General features: G+C 41.3%; 16 protein-coding genes. 12 read left to right on the forward strand and 4 right to left on the reverse strand.

Annotated features, from left to right (window positions below; all coding sequences use genetic code 11):
* Window positions 1-5 precede the first annotated feature (5 nt).
* Complete coding sequence (locus tag H5182_RS16895) at window positions 6-251, forward strand: YfhL family 4Fe-4S dicluster ferredoxin (protein WP_084447949.1); 246 nt, start codon at window positions 6-8, stop codon at window positions 249-251.
* 149 nt (window positions 252-400) lie between these two features.
* Here H5182_RS16895 and H5182_RS16900 read toward each other — a convergent pair whose 3' ends face one another.
* The gene (locus H5182_RS16900; RefSeq protein ID WP_182760362.1) at window positions 401-1288 is read right to left on the reverse strand and encodes a LysR family transcriptional regulator; all 888 of its coding nucleotides are present in this window, start codon (window positions 1286-1288) and stop codon (window positions 401-403) included.
* A 103-nt stretch (window positions 1289-1391) separates the two neighbouring features.
* Between H5182_RS16900 and H5182_RS16905 the strand changes: the two genes are divergently transcribed.
* Window positions 1392-2507: an FAD-dependent monooxygenase gene (locus H5182_RS16905; RefSeq protein WP_182760363.1), complete on the forward strand. Its 1116-nt coding sequence runs from the start codon at window positions 1392-1394 to the stop codon at window positions 2505-2507.
* A 162-nt stretch (window positions 2508-2669) separates the two neighbouring features.
* Window positions 2670-5591 carry a TonB-dependent receptor gene (locus tag H5182_RS16910; protein ID WP_182760364.1) on the forward strand — a complete coding sequence of 974 codons (2922 nt, stop codon included), beginning with the start codon at window positions 2670-2672 and terminating at the stop codon, window positions 5589-5591.
* Here H5182_RS16910 and H5182_RS16915 read toward each other — a convergent pair.
* Complete coding sequence (locus tag H5182_RS16915) at window positions 5588-5944, reverse strand: ribbon-helix-helix domain-containing protein (protein WP_145242060.1); 357 nt, start codon at window positions 5942-5944, stop codon at window positions 5588-5590. The genes H5182_RS16910 and H5182_RS16915 overlap by 4 nt on opposite strands.
* Before the next feature lie 21 nt (window positions 5945-5965).
* Window positions 5966-6523 carry a DJ-1/PfpI family protein gene (locus H5182_RS16920; RefSeq protein ID WP_182760365.1) on the reverse strand — a complete coding sequence of 186 codons (558 nt, stop codon included), beginning with the start codon at window positions 6521-6523 and terminating at the stop codon, window positions 5966-5968.
* Between the two features lie 578 nt (window positions 6524-7101).
* Here H5182_RS16920 and H5182_RS16925 point away from each other — a divergent pair.
* The 5 genes from H5182_RS16925 (at window position 7102) to H5182_RS16945 (ending at window position 11110) form a co-directional block, all read left to right on the forward strand.
* The gene (locus tag H5182_RS16925) at window positions 7102-8091 is read left to right on the forward strand and encodes a GGDEF domain-containing protein (RefSeq protein WP_259397344.1); all 990 of its coding nucleotides are present in this window, start codon (window positions 7102-7104) and stop codon (window positions 8089-8091) included.
* A 17-nt stretch (window positions 8092-8108) separates the two neighbouring features.
* The gene (locus H5182_RS16930) at window positions 8109-8825 is read left to right on the forward strand and encodes a Sir2 family NAD-dependent protein deacetylase (protein ID WP_182732111.1); all 717 of its coding nucleotides are present in this window, start codon (window positions 8109-8111) and stop codon (window positions 8823-8825) included.
* A gap of 127 nt (window positions 8826-8952) precedes the next feature.
* Window positions 8953-9750, forward strand: a complete 798-nt coding sequence (locus tag H5182_RS16935) for a response regulator (RefSeq protein ID WP_145242054.1) — start codon at window positions 8953-8955, stop codon at window positions 9748-9750.
* Window positions 9751-10022: 272 nt separating this feature from the next.
* Window positions 10023-10439 (forward strand): hypothetical protein, encoded by a 417-nt coding sequence (locus tag H5182_RS16940; protein WP_182732112.1) that lies wholly within the window; start codon window positions 10023-10025, stop codon window positions 10437-10439.
* A 134-nt stretch (window positions 10440-10573) separates the two neighbouring features.
* Window positions 10574-11110 carry a hypothetical protein gene (locus H5182_RS16945; protein ID WP_145242050.1) on the forward strand — a complete coding sequence of 179 codons (537 nt, stop codon included), beginning with the start codon at window positions 10574-10576 and terminating at the stop codon, window positions 11108-11110.
* A gap of 136 nt (window positions 11111-11246) precedes the next feature.
* On the opposite strand, the gene H5182_RS16950 is transcribed toward H5182_RS16945, so the two are convergent.
* Window positions 11247-14186, reverse strand: coding sequence for a TonB-dependent receptor (locus H5182_RS16950; protein ID WP_182732113.1), 2940 nt, complete (start codon window positions 14184-14186; stop codon window positions 11247-11249).
* 201 nt (window positions 14187-14387) lie between these two features.
* On the opposite strand from H5182_RS16950, the gene H5182_RS16955 reads away from it, so the two are divergent.
* From H5182_RS16955 to H5182_RS16970, 4 genes are read left to right on the forward strand one after another with little or no spacing between them, the layout of a single operon-like run.
* Window positions 14388-15635 carry an amino acid deaminase gene (locus H5182_RS16955; protein WP_182760366.1) on the forward strand — a complete coding sequence of 416 codons (1248 nt, stop codon included), beginning with the start codon at window positions 14388-14390 and terminating at the stop codon, window positions 15633-15635.
* A gap of 12 nt (window positions 15636-15647) precedes the next feature.
* On the forward strand, window positions 15648-16499 hold the full coding sequence (locus H5182_RS16960) for a MurR/RpiR family transcriptional regulator (protein WP_145242044.1): 852 nt from the start codon (window positions 15648-15650) through the stop codon (window positions 16497-16499).
* Window positions 16499-17971, forward strand: coding sequence for an amidohydrolase family protein (locus H5182_RS16965; protein ID WP_257326829.1), 1473 nt, complete (start codon window positions 16499-16501; stop codon window positions 17969-17971). Before H5182_RS16960 ends, H5182_RS16965 begins: the two co-directional genes overlap by 1 nt.
* Window positions 17964-18347, forward strand: coding sequence for a RidA family protein (locus H5182_RS16970; protein WP_145242042.1), 384 nt, complete (start codon window positions 17964-17966; stop codon window positions 18345-18347). Before H5182_RS16965 ends, H5182_RS16970 begins: the two co-directional genes overlap by 8 nt.
* The last annotated feature ends 33 nt before the right edge of the window (window positions 18348-18380 follow it).

Raw genomic sequence — 18380 nt, forward strand, 5'->3', positions numbered from 1 at the left:
AAATCATGGCATTACTAATAAACAGCAAATGCATTAACTGTGACATGTGCGATCCAGAGTGCCCTAACGAAGCAATTTATATGGGCGCTAAAATCTACCAAATCGACCCTGCAAAGTGCACCGAATGCGTAGGCCACTACGACAAACCCACCTGCGTGAGCGTATGCCCCATTGATTGTATAAAGCCCGATCCGAATCATCGTGAAAGTATAGATGAACTGGCGGAGAAGTATGTGAGATTGATGGGTTAAAAAGCACTGCCCATTATTACCGAAAAATTTAAACGCTTTATAGATACGTTTATGGCAGTTTTTAAATTTTGCAGACAGTGTCTGCAAAATTTAGCTGGTTAACTCTTACCTTTCTCTTTTAACCATATACATCTAACTGCATTGATCCCCTACTGAATTGTAGCGCATTTAGACTTTAAGAATTCTAAAAATACTTTTACCTTTTCTAGCGGGTATTTCCTGCCTGCATAAAATGCGTATAACACCAGATCTTCTGGTTCATGGTCGAGTTTAATATTGATCAATGAGCCGTTGTCTATATCTTCTTGGCATGCATGAGTGGGTAAAATGGCATAGCCGAGTCCTTTTAGTGCAGCGGCTTTGGCCATGTTGCCACTGTTTACTTTAAAATTAGATTTTACTTGCACTGCTTGTTGTTGTTTAAAACGCCAAGGCATACCTTGCAGTACTGATAAGCTAGTAATACAAGGAACTTTACTTAACTCATCTAGCGAGCGAGGCGGTGGCGCATTGTTTATCAGTTGTGGCGCGCCAACAATGCAACTGGGCCAGCGCAGCAGTTCTTTAGCAATCCAACCTGAATCGTCCAATGGCCCACGGCCAAAGCGTAGCACCAAATCAAACCCCTCTAACAAGCCTTCGGTTGGATTTAATTGTGTATCGCAACTTAGTTGTATTTGTGGATGCACAGAGCAAAACTCTGCGCTTATTTCGGCTAAAAAAGGCAGATCAGGCATGATGATTTTAAGGTGCCCGGCAAGAGAATCACCATACACAGACACCTCTTCTAGCGAGTCATTCATTGCTTGTATCAGTGGGGTGATAGATTGATAAAGTTGTTTTCCTGCAGCCGTTGCAATCATTTTTCGGGTGGTACGTTGTAATAACCTTAAATTAAGTTGCTTCTCTAATAACGCGACATGGCGGCTAACATTAGATGTAGGCGATTGCAGTTGTTCGGCTGCGAGTTTAAAGCTCAGTTGTTCATATACGCACTGAAAGCTGAGTAACCACTGAAGTTCGATTTTATCAATCATTAATTAACTCAAAATATGGGATTAATAACGCAATTATTACTAATTTATCTTAAAAAATGACTTTGTGATAATGGTTATTCAGTTAATTATTGAGGTAAAGAATATGAACAGCAAGCGAATTGCCATTGTGGGTGCGGGCATCGGGGGAATAGCGCTGGCCATTCTTGCAGCACGAAAAGGTTATCAGGTGAGCATATTTGAGCGCGATAGTGAGATTTCTTCTATAGGTGCCGGGGTAACGTTATGGCCGAATGCAATGTTTGTGTTACAGCAAATGGGCTTGGATAAACATATCCAAGCGCTGGGCGGTATGCCTTTGTTTATGCGTCTGTGTGATCAGCATGGCACGGTGCAAAGTGAATTTGATATTGCAAAAGTAAATACACTCAGTGGTTTTTCTAGTATCAGTATATTGCGCCGTGATCTTATGAGTGTGTTGGGCCGCACATTAGCTGATTTAGGAGCAAACATACATTTTAACAGCGCAATAACCGTATCAGAGATTGCTCAACTAAAACAAGATTTTGATTTAGTTGTGGGTGCTGATGGGCGGATGAACTCGGTGGTAAGGCAATTCTTATATGCTGAAAAAATCACTCCTCAGTATCAGGGGTTTATTAATATTATTGCTATTAGCCAGTTAAAACCGGGCACTTTAGATAACGTGATCCATGATTTTCGCGGCCGTGGCGAGCGCTTTGGTATTGTGCCTGTTAAAGCAGACCTTTGTTATTGGGCTGCGGGTTGGAGTGCAAATATTGATAAAGCGCGGCCGCTATCTGCTTGGTATGAAGAAATGCACCAACGCTTTTTAACTTGGCCAGATGCAGTACAGCAGGTGCTTAAGTCTTATGATGAAAACTCACTGAAACGAATATTTGTGCACGATATTGACCGTTTGCCATATTGGCATCAAGGTAACGTACTGATTATGGGAGATGCGGCTCATGCTCCTTTACCTACTTCAGGGCAGGGGGCATGTCAGGCGCTAGAAGATGCTTGGCATCTTGTACGGGTGTTAGAAAAGTATGATGATTTAGAGCACGCCTTAACGGCTTTTTATCAACAACGTATAGATAAAACCTCAGCCTCTCAACTTGTTGGTCGGCAAGTTGCGCAGAAAATTTTTACTACAGCAGCTGACACTAATGAGACAACAGCGCTAGGTATCTCTGCCCAGCAGTTAGTAACGTTATGGATGCAAGGTTTGAGTAATTAACCTATCGAGCTCTGTTATTTAGGTACGAGGAAGGCTACTTATGAGGTGGTTATTTGTTCGCTTATTCAGTTACTTGTAAGTTGTGGTTAACAATCCATTAAGTCTGGCTGTGTACAATTGCCGCCTTTACAATTGTTAACCAGTAATGGACTCGTACATTCAATGTCAACCTCAACGTGTTACTCGCCTTTAGCAGCATCGCTGCGTTTTTCAGTTATTAGTTTATCGGTTTTTAGTGCTATGAATGCGGCGGCTGCCGAGCAATTAACAGGCACTCAAACAGAAAAAGATATGGAAGTGATTGAAGTGCGAGGTATTCGCTCTAGCATGACTGAAAACTTAGCGGTGAAGCGTTTATCGAGTTCTGTGGTTGATGCCATTACCGCTGAAGACATTGGTAAATTCCCTGATAAAAACGTGGCTGATTCATTAGCCCGTGTGCCGGGTGTAGTGATTGAACGTGAAGGCGGTGAAGGATCAACGGTAAGTATTCGTGGTTTATCGTCTGATCTTACTTACACGCAGTTAAATGGTAATTTTATTGCCTCGTCACCAGGAGAACCATCTCGTTCATTTGATTATGCTTTACTCCCATCAGCGATGATCGCAAGCGTTGAAGTATTTAAATCACCTGAAGCGCGACTAGATGAAGGTGGCGTGGGTGGTACAGTGTTAATGCGTAGCCGCAAACCACTGGATATGGATGCTAATTCGGGCGTTTTTAATGTTGAAAGTACTTATGCAGATGTAACGGAAGATTATGAACCTCAGTTTACTGGTTTGTATTCATGGAAAAACGATAGCGATAGCTTTGGTTTTTTACTTGGCTATACCCGTCAAGAACGCACCAACCGTACGCTATCTGGTGGCACAGATGCCAATGTTTGGCGTTACACAGGTCAGCAAGCCGTTGATATAAATGGTAACGAGGTTGATAACAGTAATGACTGGGGCGCAGTGACTGATGCCAACGGGCAACGTTATGAGAATATATGGTTTCCGCAGGTGGTGCGCAGCTCTGTTGTGAATGAAAAACGTGAACGTGAAGGCATGCAGTTTTCGACTCAGTGGCGACCAACTAATCGCATTGAACTAGGTTTTAATTACTTTGGCTTTAGTTTAAAGCAACAACGCAGCGACTCGGTTGTTGATATGCCGGAATGGGCGTTAAATCCTGACTTTTTAACAGGTATTACACTTGATGAAAGTGGCACAATTGTCAATGGCATGGACTATAGTGCCATGGCCAGTGGCGTTGAAAAAGATATGCAATTGCCGTGGTTGCGCGGCAGTTATGTGGTTGAAGAGTCAACCTCTGATACTTTTGATTTTAACTTAAGCTACGAAGGCGACAACTTTACAGCACGCTTTGTCGTCGGTAAAACTAAAGCTAAAGGCGGGCCAAAAGAAAGTTGGCAAGCAGCGTATAAAAGCTCAAACGCGGGTGAGGGGCAAAGTAATATTGAGAACGCCTCGCAAAGTGCCGCTTGGTCAATCAGTGATGACCGTATTTCGATGCTGATAGACCCAAATACACTCAATAACTTACTCGCAGGTGTTGGCGGAGGTCGTGATGCAGGATCATCGAACTCAAGTTTTGTACGTAGCACCTTAGAAGAAAAGTACTACCAAGGCGACGTTGATTTTTATGTTGATTGGGGCATATTGACCACCATTCGCACTGGTGCAAAATACCGTGATGCATCACTGCATCGCGAAACGGGCAACAACTTTTTCCTTGATCCGAGTTTTGATATTGCCGCAGGCGAGGCAAGCGCAGGGGGGATCACGCAATTTGATAGCTATCAATGGAATAATGGTATGCCACAGGCACAAGATGTGTTTAATGTGGAAGGTGAAAGCAATATTGCTGGTGGCTTTAATATCAATTTAATGCCAACTATTAATTGGGATAAATATCGCGATTATATTTACAGCAACTATGTGCCATATACTCGAATTGAAGATAACTTTGTCTATGATATTGCCGAGCAGATCAGTGCGTTTTATTTACAAGGTGATTTTGAATACAGTGATATACGCGGTAATTTTGGTGTGCGCGTTGTACAAACCAAGACTCGCAGTGCTTCAACCGATCTCTATACTTTTTTATTGGATGAAACCGATGACGAAACGGGTGAGCAAATCACCGGTGATGATCGTTTAGTTGAGCAATACCAGTTGATCACGCAGCAAACAACAGACACTCACGTATTGCCGAGTTTAAATATTGCGTGGGATGCCAGCGATGATGTGGTGATCCGTGGTGCGCTTGCTAAAGTGATGTCGCGCCCCGATTACGGCGATTTGGGTAGTCAACAGCGTATTACTTATGTGTCGGACGAATGGGCAGATGATCGCGCCGCTTTTAATGAACAACCCGGTTTTAGTGGCAGTGGTGGTAATAAAAATTTAAAAGCGTTTGAGTCAGTACAAGCCGATTTATCTCTTGAGTATTACTACGCGCCAGGCTCTGCATTAGGTGTAGCGTTATTTCATAAACAGGTCGATAACTTTATCGTGCCACTGGTGATTGATTCACAGCGTGAATTTGCAGGGCAAACAGGTCTTGTTGATGCTGGTATTATTAGCATTTCACCGTATAGCACCGTAGGTAATGGTACTGATGCGGTATCAAAAGGGGTGGAAGTGTTTATTCAACACGCCTTTGATAGTGGCTTTGGTATTTACGCAAACTACACGTATAACAACACCAATCAGGCCGATGTAACAGTTGCAGGTGAAAAGTTAGCAGAGTCGCCATTAATAGGCAGTGCTGACTATCAATATAACACCTCCGTTTATTATGAAGGGGATAGTTTTAACATTCGCGCTTCGTACAATAAACGAGGTGAAACGGTGCTCGGTATTAACAGTGGTTTAAATGTCTACCAAGACCCATACCAGCAAGTAGATGTAAACGCAGCATATAACGTTACCGATAACTTAAGCTTTACCGCAGCGGTAATTAACTTAACGCAATCTGAGTCGGTAACACGTTTGGGTAAAGATACCGATGCGAGGCTACTTAATACTAGTTATTCAGGCCGCCGTTATTATGCTGGGATTAATTACAGCTTTTAATTTGAAAAGTACCGGCTTTGCTCACGGTTGAGCACTTGCTGTACATCAACACTCGCCAATGGTTGGCTAAGATCACGACAGATCTCGCCATTGGCGATCAGCGCGAGATAACGTGAGCAACAAACTCTTAAAAAAGAGGTGAAATTGCTCACGTCATGTTTTGCTTGCAGGGATTCGCGATACAGTTTACAAATCATCTGATTAATACTCATGTTATCGCGTGCGGCAATTTCTTCTAAAGTGTGCCAAAAAAACTGCTCTAACCGAATTGAAGTGACAACACCATCAATACGTAAAGACTTCGTTTTATTACTCCATAATTCACTGTGAGCATTTATAAATAATTGGCACATGACCTTTCCCTGTAATTTTAGTTAAAACAAAGCGACAAACTGTTTTAACATAGCCGGATGCGCAGGCCAAGCTGGTGCTGAAACTAAATTTCCATCGGTAATTGCACCATCCATTGGTAACTCAAGGTACTCGGCACCGGCCATTTTCACTTCTGGTTGGCAAGCTGGGTAAGCAGAGATTTTTTTACCTTTAATAACACCTGCGGCGGTGAGTAATTGCGCGCCATGACACACCGAAGCGATAGGTTTATTGTTATTTGCAAAATACTTAATGATCTCAATTACTTTAGCATTCAAACGTAGATATTCAGGTGCACGTCCTCCTGGTAAGTAAAGCGCATCGTAATCAGCGGCATTAATGTTGGCAAATGTCGCGTTGAGCGCAAAGTTATGACCGCGCTTTTCGCTGTAGGTTTGATCCCCTTCAAAATCATGAATAGAGGTGGCAATCATATCGCCTGCTTTTTTATCTGGGCAGACTGCATCCACATCGTGGCCCATTGCCATTAATGCCTGAAACGGCACCATATTTTCATAGTCTTCTACAAAGTCACCAGTGATCATTAGTACTTTAGCCATTTGCTGCTCCTTACGATTTGTTAATGTATTTACTGCTTGTCCAGTTAAACATGCTCACAGTAAGTAAGGGTAGTATGGGAATACTACAGCTTTAATTTATCAACTGATCGGTAATATCATGCTGCAATCGCTACGGTAAAAAATCAATAAATGCTCTGACCATATGTTTTTAATGTTTTCTCGCTAGGCTTATAAAAAACAAAATATAATTATTAAATGATACTTTTGAGGCCGCTTTTATCCTCTGCTTTAGCAATATTTCCAGTCTTACCGAGTCTGTTGCAACTTAGATAAGACTGAAGATTATTGTTAATGAGCAGGCGAATTTTTTATGCAATGAGGTGCAAAAACCTATTTGCTCAGCTTAGTAATACGAAGATGTTATCCGTGTATAAGTTGACTTTTAGTAATTATTTCCTACTTTCACTTTTACAATGATCTTATGTCTAGACTATATTTGAACTGGTAACTGATTAATTATTTTAATTTTAGTGCAATCTTACAATCAGTTTTTGCATGCAAAGATTGCCTTTACTATTGATAAGTGATGCATTGTATTGATGATTAGCTATTCCGATATGGCCGAGCGAAAACTTATTATTAGGTTATTCGCCGCAATAGGTACGGTAACAACGCTTTGTATGGCGATGATAGCTTTGTTTAATAATCAACCTATTTTGGCTTATCCTTTATTAGGCTCATCGGCTTTATTTGCCTCCTCTTTTTTTCTTGGCGATAGAGTTGAGATTTCCTCTTTAATTGTTCTGTATACTTTATATGCTTTAATGATTTATTTAGTACTTACAGGTGGGAGCCATGGCACTGGGCCGATTTGGATTTTTATTGTATCTCCGGTTACTTTTTTTGTGCGTGGTTTTAAACGGGGAATCATTGATTTAATTATTTTTGTAATTTGCGTAACTGGCGCCTTTTATTTATCGAGCTACTTTAAATTTTACAGCGGCTACTCGGTTTATTTTCCAATTCGCATTATTGCTTCTTTTATTATTGTTGCTCTGTTGAGTGGCTTTTATGAATATTTTCGGCAAATGTACAGCCATCGTTTGATTGAACTTGTTCAAAAAAATGAATATTTAGCGACTCGTGACCCTTTAACAAACCTACCCAATCGACGTTATGCAATGGAAGAGCTCGAGCAATTTGAAGCACAGCAGCAAACGGCGAGTATCATTATTGCGGATGTAGATAATTTTAAGGATATTAATGATCAATATGGTCACTCAGTTGGCGATGAAGTGCTAAAACACCTTGCTGAATTATTTGTTGCTCAGTTAAGTGAAAATGATATGGTGGCGCGCTGGGGCGGTGAAGAGTTTTTATTTTTTCTACGTCATAAAAATAAACAACAAGCGACACAATTTGCCAACGATATTCATCATGCTTTATCACAAAATCGTTTAGATATTGGTGTAAACCAGCTGGCTGTTACAGTGAGTATGGGGATCAGTAAATTAACCGCGGATGTGTCTATTGATAAAGCGATGCACAAAGCTGATGAATTGCTTTATCAAGCAAAGGAGCAAGGCAAAAATAAAACGTGTGTTTAGCGCTTATTGGGAACGCTATGAATACATTATATATAACAGGAGCCGGTGTGAGTGCCGCCAGCGGTATTCCTACCTTTCGAGGTGAAGATGGGTTTTGGACTATTGGTAGTAAAAACTATACGCCAATGGAAATGGCTACACGTGCTATGTATGTAAACAACCCGCGTGAGTTTTTAGCTTGGTATTATCATCGCTTTGCCACCTACCGTAACCATGGTCCTAACGAAGTTCATCAATGGTTGAGCGATAAAAACCTGATCACACAAAATATTGACGGGCTAGATGGCAAAGCAGGCAATAAAAACTATATCGCCATTCATGGTCGGCTTGATAAAATGACTTTGTTTCATGAGCAAGGTGATGATGTGAAAGCGCATGCGACACCGTGGGATAATGTAGACGAAAGCCGCTTACATGAGTCACTGCTTGAGCTGTTTAACATCGAAAACCAGCAGCCTGTGCTGGATCAATCTTTAAAGCCTTTTGTGTTGTTATTTGATGAATATTACACTGAGCTTTATCGTATTAGCGAAGCACAACAGCGGATGCTTGATGCCGATAAAATCGTTTTTATTGGCACTTCGTTTAGCGTTAATATTACTCAAATGGCGCTAGAAGTGGCACGCAGTTACGATATCCCAATCGAAATTGTTGATCCAGAACCTGCGCATGTTATGCATCGTAATGTTAATTATCATAAAATGACGGCATTAGACTATATTCAACGTAACTAAACGCGAGCTTGATACGCGCTTTATTTAGCAAAAAAGATCATAAAAAGCATAATCACGATGACTGTATTTTTGATTTTTACAAAAATAACCGTTACTAATTAAACATAGCAATACTGAAGAGATGTAAATGAAAGACTTAACAGCAATAGCCAATTTATCAATATTATTAGTAGAGCCATCAGATGTTCAGCAAAAGCTTATTATAAAGTCACTTACTCAATGCGGTGTTACACAAATAGAAACTGCTACTTCTCAAGCGCAAACGTTAACAATGCTGGAGAATTATCAGCCGGATTTGGTCATTAGCAGCATGTATTTTTCTGACGGTAGCGCTGATTCTTTATTGCAAAAAATCAGAGTAACCCCAGGTATTGAGCATCAAGCTTTTATGTTGGTATCGACAGAGCGCAATAAAACCTATCTTGAACAGTTAAGGCAGTCCGGGGTATTAGCTATTTTACCAAAGCCGTTTAGTGCTGAGGCAATTACGCGAGCGTTAAAGGCAACATTAGATATTATTACTGAAGAAGAAGTTGAATTAGAACATTTTGATGTAACGCTATTGCGTGTCCTTGTGGTTGATGACAGTCGTTTTGCACGCAAGCATATTATTAGGGTCTTGGCTGGAATGGGAATACCGGCGCCTGTAGAAGCCGAAAATGGCAAACAAGCGATTGACCACCTTAATAGTCAATCATTTGATTTAATTGTTACTGATTACAATATGCCAGAAATGGATGGCAAAGAGCTAACGGAGACCGTAAGAAGCTCGAATGCTTACTCGCATATTCCTATTTTGATGGTGAGTTCTGAGGCAAACGACACTCATTTAGCTAATATTGCTCAAGCTGGTGTAGACGCCATATGTGACAAGCCATTTGAACCTGCCACAGTAAGAGAGCTGCTATTTAAAATAATGTCTTAGATATTAATGGCTTAATAGTAATCTAGGCTGCTATTAAGTCTCGTAATTAAGAAAAGTAATTCTGAACACTAAAAAGACATAGTTGTTGTCTTTGCTAATGAAGTCATGTTTAAGCGTCAATATTCATCAAATTACACTGGAAGTTGCAGGCAGTTACGATATCCTTGATATATGTTTGCTCCAGCGTCAGCGCAAATGTGAGTTATAAAGAATGCTGGTATTGCAGTGCTGCCAATAGCTAACTCCAAGTGTATGTAAAGGAATACGTTGATATGCAATACATTGAGTATACTACAATACTTGCCGTGATATTTATCAGTGGTTGCAGTGATATTAAAATAGAGAAGCAGTGCTTTGAGCCCATTCATTATCAAGCAAATAAATTATTTCAAAGTAGTGAAATTCGTGTCGAACCTATATGGTTTGGCCATCCTCGAAACGACTACTTAAAAGATCACAACGTAGAGGGTCATCTCAGCCCTTACGGCGGGTTTGAAAAGATATCAGCCTCTAGTCAGCTTACTCTTACCGGAAATATATATAAGATAACGCCAAATATAGGTGAGCGTTATATTGGCAGAAATTCAGAGTATCTTTTATTTGAAGTCACAGTTGATGCAAAAAAGTATGTGATTTCTGATCAGATCCCTGAGCATATCCTGCTACCTTTACGGTGTTTTTTTAATTAATGCCGTGTCTATATAGATAATGTTATTTCGTTGGCTGCTAGTGGTGCTTATCTTGTCGCCTACTTGCATAGTTAAAAACATGGAAAGTCGTTGTTCAAAAATTTAATTTAATTTAAATAAGGAAATGTTTAACAATGAAGTATTTTAAAACCCCTGAATTTTTGCATGAAGTGTTTGGCGAAAAACAATCGATTTTAGAGATCACCGGTACTATTTTGTTTGCTTTAGTCGGCAGTTGGGTTATTTATTCGGTTGCGGAGATTAAACTCGATAATTGGCGAGCAATCTTAGCTTTTATATTAATTGCTGACGTATTAGCAGGATGTATTGCTAATTTCACTCTTGGTACCAATGAGTTTTACACAAAGCGTCCTAAAAATAGGCTGATTTTTATTGCCATTCACGTTCATATAATAGTGATTGCGTGGTTACTTTCACAGCCACTAGATACTGCACTGCTTATGTGGGCATATACAATAGTGGCAGCATCTGTTGTTAATGCGTTACATGGTAAATCAATCCAGGGTTTTATTGCTGCAAACTTAATGTGTTATGGCATCTTTTTGTTGATTTACTTATCGCTGCCAACGTGGTTTTTGATGGTGAGTCTATTTTTTATGATCAAAGTTTTATTTAGTTTTGCTGTTGATCACTATCGGCAATCAGCCTAGATGAATCCACTTAGGTATAAAAACCAGTACAGCTTAATTAGCTGTACTGGTTTGCTATTTGGCAAAAAAGCTTATTTAAATAATGCTAAGTCTTTTTATCTCCTGGGCAGAAGTGTGCCAAATGTGTTGTTAAGCGTTAAAAACGGGTACGAATACCAAACGTAATACGACGCTCAAAGATATTTTGGGTGATCACATGATCAGACCACTGTGCGTAAATATCTTCTTTTTCTTCGGTTAGATTGCTCACTGAGGTATAAATGCTCATATCTTCAGCAAATTCATAGCCGGCATACATATCAAAGTACAAAGTGCTATCGGTCCAAAATGGCATTACCCCTTCGCCCATTGGCGAGCTTAAGCTGTCTAAGCGATCACTACGGTAGTTAGCTGCAAGACGTAGTTGTAATGGGCCTTTTTCGTACCAAAGTACAGCATTGGCTGATTTTTCTGAGTTATCTTGAATTGGTAAACTTTTGCCATAAACATCAACGTTAGCGCTGTCACTTGGCGCATAAGTAAAGTTTAGTGATGAGCCTAAGCCATCAAATGGCGCTGGTAAAAAGTCAAATGCTTGCTGATAAACAACTTCAAAACCTTTTATGTCACCACCTTGGCCATTTATTTCAGTGGTTACAGGTACTTCACGGCGAATAATGCCATCAATATCAGGCAAGCCTTGCATGACAATACCGTTTTCAACAAATGACTCTATGTCCATTAAAAAGGCTGAAATACTTAATAAACCGCTGTCATTAAAATACCACTCAGCAGATAGGTTATAGTTAGTTGCGCGCCATGGTTCTAGATCAGGATTACCATTTTGGCGACCTTGTACTGCCACTAATAAGTCAGGGCTTACTCCAAGCTCAGCGGCAAGTACATCTCCGGCTCGGGTACGACCAACACTTATACCACCAGCAAGCTTTCCAATATCGAGCGTGGTCATTGTTTTACCGTAACCTGCACGTAGGATCACATCTTCGGTTAGGTTTAAATTAAAGTTCATTGATGGTAAAAAATCTGAGTAATCTCTGTTTAGCCATTTTTCACCGGTTTTCTCACTGGCAGTACACAACGAACAAGGACGCGCAGAGCCTAGTTGATTTTGCAGCATGTCGAGTTCGGTTTTAATATATTGTGCGCCGATATTTGCGGTATAGCTCAAATCACCCAATTCACCAGCAAAGTTTGCTTTAAAGTAAGCTGTTTGAGTTTGTTCTTTTACTTGGTAAGTACGTGACGGATTAGCTAATCGTTTGTTACCCGGGTAAATTGCATTTTGAAATGCCATTGGATCGTCCATTACTTTAGGATCGATTAAGTAAAAACTATGCCCAGTGCCACCTGGCCCTAAACCATTGACTTGGTTGACCCAACCATCGGGCATATCACTAAAGAAGTTAGTTTTCCCTATGGTTAAATCACCACCTGCTACGCTATTTTCACCGTCGCCATTGGTATCACCTAATGATGCGCCGGAATCTTTCCACATCACATCGGCACTAATATTGCCGGTGGTAAATGGTGCAACGAGAATATAGGTTTCGCGCTCTACGTCTCGTTTTGATGCCCGCAGACCAAAATCAAGATTCTGTAGGTGATCTGTCTCAAAGGCATAATGGCCATCAATACGGGCAACATCAAGTGTGGCTTGTTCTTCAAAGTTATTTTCAGAGTAGGTTGAAACGAGATTATATTGGCTTATATCATTACCAAAGCCTTCTGCAAAACCAAGGGTTAAATATTCGCCGCTGCGAGAAAAGCTCACATCAACTTCTTCTGGGCCATAGCCATTGGGGTTAACTGGCGTAATACCATCACCATGATTTTTTAATAAACCATGTTGTGCGCCTGAGGTTAAAAAGCCGTGGGCCACATTTTCAGTATGGCTTCGCTCTGCAGAGCCATGAATATACCTAAATTCACCAGAGAGTGGGCCATCACCTTGGTATTCGAATAAAAAGCTAGCATTGGTTGATTCACGGTCGTTAGTTAAACTTTCAGAGTAGGCGCTTACCCGACGAACTTTTAAGTTAGCATCGTTGACTGTGTATATTTGTCCGCCCCGATCATTATCTAAGCGAGGAATAAAGTTATCAGAATACGCCCAAATAGAACCACGGGCATTATCAACCATCACCCCTTGCTTACGATCGGCGTCATCCATTTTTGTATAAAACAAGTCACCAGTAAAAGTTAGTGTGTCGGCAATTTGATATTGAATGGTAGTGTTTAGGCCAAGGCGATCACGCTCTGTTTCTCGGTCCATCACGCCATAAAAACGTTGGCTGTAAAAGCTGTCGTTAAAATCGCCATCACCGTTAAAATCGCGGTCGGTTTCATTTTGCACTTCTGAAGAGGTTAAAATTGTGCCATTACGGTAATTCGCTAAGGTGCTTTCGTCATAAGCGGCAGTAACAATAATGCCAAATTTGTCATTGTTATATCCGGCAAAGGCTACCAGTTTAGGGTCGGTTTGCTCTGATAAACTACCACGGGTTGCTTCTCCTGTGAGTGAGAAGGTTGTGCCTTGGTCAAGATCAAATGGTCTACGTGTTTTTAAATCTAAAGTACCTGAAATGCCACCGGCCAAGGTGTCGGCTTGAGGTGATTTAAGCACATCAATCCCTGATAGCAGCGCCGCTGGGACATCAGTGAAGTCTGGTTGTAATGTTGTAATTGAACCTGCACTTAAGAATTGTTCGCCATTGAGCAAAGTGGTTACTTGCGGCATACCGCGAACGTTAATGGTTGAGCCCTCACCCGCAGAGCGGCGAATTTGTATGCCTGGGATACGTTGCAGCGTATCGGCAATGGTTACATCAGGCAATTTACCAATATCTTCCGCGGTAATAGAATCCATTACTCCAGTACTAAAGCGTTTGTTGTTAATATCTTGTTTGTTACTGGCGGCAATACCGCGCACTTCAATAGTTTCTATGTCGTCATTTGCTGTCTGTGCTTGGTCTGCGGCAAAAACGCCAAAGCTGGTATAGCCACATACAATAGCGGCGACGGTTTTTGCTATTAGGCTCCTATTTAAAGTGGGTTGGTGACGGTTTTTAATGCTCATGCTGATATACCTCATCCTGTAGATTTAAAAGTTAATTATTATTTCCTGTTAATTTGTAACAGGTATTGACTACTTGCCTGTTATTAATTAACATCACTTTCAAACAAAATGCAATAACAATTACATTAACATTTGATAATTTTTTGATTTTTAATCCAACGTTGCTATCTAAGGTAATGATTTAAAATAAGAGTTTTATTTATGGAAAAGTTAGCCATGAAACGCGCCGCAAAAATTTATACTATGAATAAAGGCTTAGGCAACAGCGAAACGATCATACAAGGTGATTGCAATGTTGCTAAGCAGCAGGTGAGTCTTCCTTGTGCGTGTATTTATCAAACGCGTTTAGATAATAACATTGCATGGATGGCTGAGTTCGCCAAACAAAGTCAGGTGGAGTTTTCACCGCATGGTAAAACCACCATGGCACCGGATATTTTTAAAAAGCAATTAAATGCAGGTGCTTACGCGATCACCATTGCAACTGTGCAACAAGCAGTGGTAGCAGCACAAGCTGGCGCTAAGCGCATTATCATGGCGAACCAATTAGTTGGTAAAGCCAACATGCAGCAGCTTAGCTATTTATTAAAACAGTATCAGGTTGATTTTTATTGTTTAGTGGATGATGTTAGCAATGTAACAAGCCTTGGTGAGTTCTTTAGTAAGCAAGGCATACAAGTTAAATTATTTATTGAGTTAGGTGTGCCAGGTGGACGTTGTGGTGTAGTTGATGAAAAAAAGCTCCAACAATTGGTTGCGCATATTAAGCAGTTTTCTTCATTACAGCTTGCGGGCATTGAAGTGTATGAAGGAGTGTTGAGTACACAAAGTGAAGTGACTGCATTTTTAACGGATGCGGTAACAACATGTAAAGAGTTGATTGAGCAGCAGGCTTTTGCCACAGAACAAGTAATTATTACCGCAGGTGGCTCAGCGTGGTACGACTTAGTCTGCGATGCTTTTGCACCTAGTAACATGCTCGATAACATGGTGCCTGTGATCCGCCCTGGCTGTTATGTCGCTCATGATCAAGGGATTTATGGCCATGCGCAGCAACAGATTCTAGCGCGTAATCCGTTGGCGTGTAATATTGGTAGCGATTTACAATCATGTTTAGAGGTTTGGGCATATGTACAGTCATTGCCAGAACCGGGACGAGCAATTATTGGTATGGGTAAGCGCGATGTGGCATTTGATGCCGGGCTACCTATTGCGAATTTACATATTGACCAACACGGTGTTGTTACTAAAGCAGGTGCTGATTGGCAAGTTGAAAAAATAATGGATCAGCATGCCATGCTGCGTGTTGATCAAAATAGCCACTTAAAAGTCGGTGATATTATTGCCTTTGGGACTTCACATCCTTGCCTGACATTTGATAAATGGCGTTATATTAATGTTATCGATGATAATTATAACGTTGTTGGTATCTTTGATACGTATTTTTAGGAGAGTAGTTAATTGGATATTGTTTCACGAATTAAAGAGCGTTTAGGCCATTTACGGCAATCAGAGCAACTCGTTGCACAATTAATTTTAGCCGATCTGCAATATGCAGCATCGGCAAGTATAAGTGATTTAGCACAGCGCGCAAAAGTCAGTCACGCATCTATCACTCGGCTAGCAAAAGCGCTGGGCTGCGATAATGTGCGTGATATGAAACTACAGCTTGCACAATCACTTGCAGTAGGAGAGCGCTTTATTAGTGAAAATGCCTCTGTACGTGAAGATATTCCAGCTATATACAAAGCAATACACGATATTCTCGATATTAATGCCGGATTAATTGAACAGTCGCAGATTGAAGAAGCAGCTCGCTGTATTGCTGAAAGCCGTCATACGTTAATTTTTGGCGTTGGTGGGGGTAGCTCTGTAGTTGCACAAGAATGCCATAACCGCTTGTTTCGACTGGATGTACTCAGTAACGCTTACAGTGATCCGGTGATGATGAGAATGACTGCCGCCAGTGTTGATATCAGTGATGTGGTGGTGGTGTTATCGCTTACAGGCTTAGCAAATGACTTAATTGATGCGGCAAATATTGCCAAAGATTATGGCGCTAAAGTGATTGCGGTTTGCCCAGAGAGTGCGCTTGCTGATATCGCAACGATTCACTTACCAATTAAAACTAACGAATCAGATTACATTTTTACGCCCAGTACAGGCCGTTACGCGATGCTTGCTGCAGTAGACATATTGGCAAGTGAAGTGGCTATTTTAACGCAGAAAAAATCTCGCGAAAAACTTCGTCGCATCAAACATGAGTTAGATGAGTATCGTCAAGGACCAGACAGAGCACCACTAGGAGATTAATGATGCGGCACGATATCTCGCAATCAGCAGACACAATCATTTATCAAGCAAAAGTATTTGATGGTTTAGGCAATGCGCCTCAGTACATGGATGTCGCAATTAAAGGTGAACATATTGTCGCACTCGGCGAGTTATCACAGTGGCAGGCAACACACACAATAATGGCCAATGGATTATGCCTAGCCCCGGGGTTTATCGATGTACACACCCATGATGATCTTGAGTTGTTAAGAAACCCAGCGATGGCAGCGAAAATAAGTCAAGGGGTGACAACGGTGATCACCGGTAATTGTGGGATCAGCGCGGCGCCGGCAAAACTAACTGCAGATGCGCCGGATCCAATGAATCTGCTGGGTGAAAAAGCAGAGTTTACTTTTGCACAGATGCGCGATTATATCGATGCATTTAATGTACAAAAAGCCAATGTGAATGTTGCCGCATTGGTAGGGCATACCACATTGCGCAATAACGTTATGGATGACTTATTACGTCCAGCGACGCTTGACGAAATTGCCGCGATGCAATTGCAATTGGATGAAGCCATAACCCAAGGTGCCCTCGGTTTGAGCACTGGGCTTGCCTATCGCAATGCACAGTGTGCACCTGAACAAGAGGTACAGGCATTTGGCGCTATCTTACAAAAGCATGATGCTTTATATACCACCCATTTACGCACCGAGTTTGATGCCGTGCTTGAGGCGATGGATGAAGCGTTTGCTATGGAGCAAAAGTTTGGCATTAAAGTGATTATTTCCCACTTGAAGTGTGCAGGTAAAAATAACTGGGGACGCGCCCCAGAGCTGTTAGCAAAATTTGCAGCACAAGGCGAGCACTCAAAATGTAGTTGCGACGCATACCCGTATGCGGCCAGCTCCAGTACCTTAGATTTGAACCAAGTGACTGACGACTTCGATATTTTTATCACTTGGTCTGATGCCCACCCTGCAATGGCCGAGCAATTACTTGCTGATATTGCTAAACAATGGGACGTCAGTTTGCTGGATGCTGCTGAAAAACTGCAGCCAGCTGGTGCTGTGTACCATGGGTTAAATGAAGACGATGTAAACACTATTTTAGCGTTTGATAAAACCATGATTGGTTCAGATGGTTTACCGTGCGATCCACACCCACACCCTCGGTTATGGGGCTCATTTCCCCGAGTGCTGGGTCATTACAGCCGTGAACAAGGAATTTTTTCATTAGCAACTGCGATTCATAAAATGACAGGCTTAAGCGCGGCTAACTATCGGTTGGCAAATCGTGGAGTGATCAAAGTAGGCAACTTTGCCGATTTGGTGTTATTTGATGCCAATGAGATTATTGATAACGCAACATTTGTTGATCCAGAGCTGGCGGCTTCAGGAATTCATCGTGTCTGGACCAATGGCCAAGCAACCCTTATAGATAAACATATTCTACCTGCATATTCAGGTAAATTTTTAACATCCCTAGGAGCAAGTAAAGATGATTAGACGAATTGGTATTGAAGGCGGTAAAGGTACCGGTGGTCAGCACTTACCGTTTGCACGCGCAGTAGAAGCGGGTGGTTGGCTGATGGTATCTGGACAAACCCCAATGAAAGATGGAGAAGTGGTTGAAGGGGGGATTATTGAGCAATCAACACTGGCGATTGAAAATTGCCTCGAGATTATGAAAGAGGCCGGTTATGAGCTCAAAGATGTGGTGCATGTTACTGTTATTTTAACTGATTCTCGTTACTTTCAGTCGTTTAATAAAGTGTTTAAAGAGTATTTTGGCGCTAATCCACCGGCACGTATTTGTGCGGTCGCGGATTTAGTCGTCGATTGTAAAGTTGAGGTGGATGTTACTTGTTATAAGGCACCTTAAGATTTTGTCAGTAGCTGAATGACAGCGCTGACA

This window comes from Pseudoalteromonas sp. SG44-17 (genome assembly GCF_014164235.1).
GTDB lineage: Bacteria > Pseudomonadota > Gammaproteobacteria > Enterobacterales > Alteromonadaceae > Pseudoalteromonas > Pseudoalteromonas rhizosphaerae.

Coding starts and splice junctions, on each gene's coding strand:
- H5182_RS16955 (WP_182760366.1), top strand. CDS start 14,388: ATGGAAAAGTTAGCCATGAAACGCGCCGCAAAAATTTATACTATGAAT.
- H5182_RS16935 (WP_145242054.1), top strand. CDS start 8,953: ATGAAAGACTTAACAGCAATAGCCAATTTATCAATATTATTAGTAGAG.
- H5182_RS16965 (WP_257326829.1), top strand. CDS start 16,499: ATGATGCGGCACGATATCTCGCAATCAGCAGACACAATCATTTATCAA.
- H5182_RS16925 (WP_259397344.1), top strand. CDS start 7,102: ATGGCCGAGCGAAAACTTATTATTAGGTTATTCGCCGCAATAGGTACG.
- H5182_RS16950 (WP_182732113.1), bottom strand. CDS start 14,186: ATGAGCATTAAAAACCGTCACCAACCCACTTTAAATAGGAGCCTAATA.
- H5182_RS16910 (WP_182760364.1), top strand. CDS start 2,670: ATGTCAACCTCAACGTGTTACTCGCCTTTAGCAGCATCGCTGCGTTTT.
- H5182_RS16940 (WP_182732112.1), top strand. CDS start 10,023: ATGCAATACATTGAGTATACTACAATACTTGCCGTGATATTTATCAGT.
- H5182_RS16905 (WP_182760363.1), top strand. CDS start 1,392: ATGAACAGCAAGCGAATTGCCATTGTGGGTGCGGGCATCGGGGGAATA.
- H5182_RS16895 (WP_084447949.1), top strand. CDS start 6: ATGGCATTACTAATAAACAGCAAATGCATTAACTGTGACATGTGCGAT.
- H5182_RS16930 (WP_182732111.1), top strand. CDS start 8,109: ATGAATACATTATATATAACAGGAGCCGGTGTGAGTGCCGCCAGCGGT.
- H5182_RS16920 (WP_182760365.1), bottom strand. CDS start 6,523: ATGGCTAAAGTACTAATGATCACTGGTGACTTTGTAGAAGACTATGAA.
- H5182_RS16915 (WP_145242060.1), bottom strand. CDS start 5,944: ATGTGCCAATTATTTATAAATGCTCACAGTGAATTATGGAGTAATAAA.
- H5182_RS16970 (WP_145242042.1), top strand. CDS start 17,964: ATGATTAGACGAATTGGTATTGAAGGCGGTAAAGGTACCGGTGGTCAG.
- H5182_RS16945 (WP_145242050.1), top strand. CDS start 10,574: ATGAAGTATTTTAAAACCCCTGAATTTTTGCATGAAGTGTTTGGCGAA.
- H5182_RS16900 (WP_182760362.1), bottom strand. CDS start 1,288: ATGATTGATAAAATCGAACTTCAGTGGTTACTCAGCTTTCAGTGCGTA.